Here is a 968-nt window from a genome sequence, read left to right as displayed (position 1 = left end):
TTCTCCGTAACTAAAATATCACCAAACAATTTGCAATCAATTCCCAAACGATTCAGAACAGTTCCTAAAATATTGGCATGTGTCAATTGGTCGAACTTACTAGAATAAACAATCTCAAGCAATTCCATTTCAAAATCCATCAAAGTCGGTATGAAATAATCTGGTGCAAGAAGCACACGGCTATACTCACTAGGTACGAAATCGTTGCTTGAAAAAACTTGAATTCCTTGATGATTCCCCAATGTCTTTAAAATAAAGACCTGATGGGGGTTGATAAAGGGAGTTAGGATGGGAGCGTAGTGCTCTTCAACCTGCCTAAGCCACTCCAATCCCTTATCAATGAAAGGAATATCCTCGACTGAGAAATGCTGATAAATATCTTTTCTCATGCTAGTATTAAAAGAAAACGGATCAGATAGTTACCGACTAAATGAACTAAAATGACAGCCACCCAAACTGTAAGATCAAAAACACCAACCCTTAGTGGCAAACGTCTCAAGGGTTGAAGGATCGGTTTGACTAAGCTAGTTAACAAACGACCTAGTGCTGTATCATAGGCATTGGGTAACCAAGATAATAGAGCAAAAGCTACAAGTATCCATGAATAGATAGTTGCAGCGTTCTGTATAAAACGAATTAGAAAAATCATTATTTCACTCGATTTCTCTTCATATCAAAATCAAACTCTTCACCGTGAGAACCATCAGGCAAGCGAATGTCTTCAATATTAACCACAACTCCTACTGGTGTCAAAAGATACATAGTATTTGCAACTTTTCTCAATTCACCAGCTAGCACATGACGAGCTCCATCTAAGTAATCTAGACAGCGTCGTGCTTGTACTTCAGTCATATATTGGAAGTCAATGAGAATACTTTCGTTACCTGCCAACAAATCAACGATATCTGTTGCATCTTCGTAGCGACGAGGATAACGAACATCAATAGTTACCTTTTCTGTGCTACGAT

3 protein-coding genes are annotated in these 968 nt (G+C 38.2%); all 3 read right to left on the bottom strand.

Annotated features, from left to right (window positions below; translation table 11 throughout):
* Nucleotides 1-389 (bottom strand): YlmH/Sll1252 family protein (locus HMPREF2795_RS10050; protein ID WP_261675932.1); only part of this gene is annotated, 389 nt, incomplete at its 3' end.
* Nucleotides 386-649, bottom strand: coding sequence for a YggT family protein (locus HMPREF2795_RS10045; RefSeq protein ID WP_075228811.1), 264 nt, complete (start codon nucleotides 647-649; stop codon nucleotides 386-388). The genes HMPREF2795_RS10050 and HMPREF2795_RS10045, both read right to left, overlap by 4 nt.
* On the bottom strand, nucleotides 649-968 hold a 320-nt coding region (sepF, locus tag HMPREF2795_RS10040; protein ID WP_148131314.1), incomplete at its 5' end, for a cell division protein SepF. The genes sepF and HMPREF2795_RS10045, both read right to left, overlap by 1 nt.

Origin of the sequence: Streptococcus sp. HMSC056C01, assembly GCF_001811305.1 — a bacterium.
Taxonomy (GTDB): Bacteria; Bacillota; Bacilli; order Lactobacillales; family Streptococcaceae; genus Streptococcus.
The sequence above is the reverse complement of the archived record's forward strand: the minus strand, read 5'-3'. Positions and strand labels throughout refer to the sequence as shown.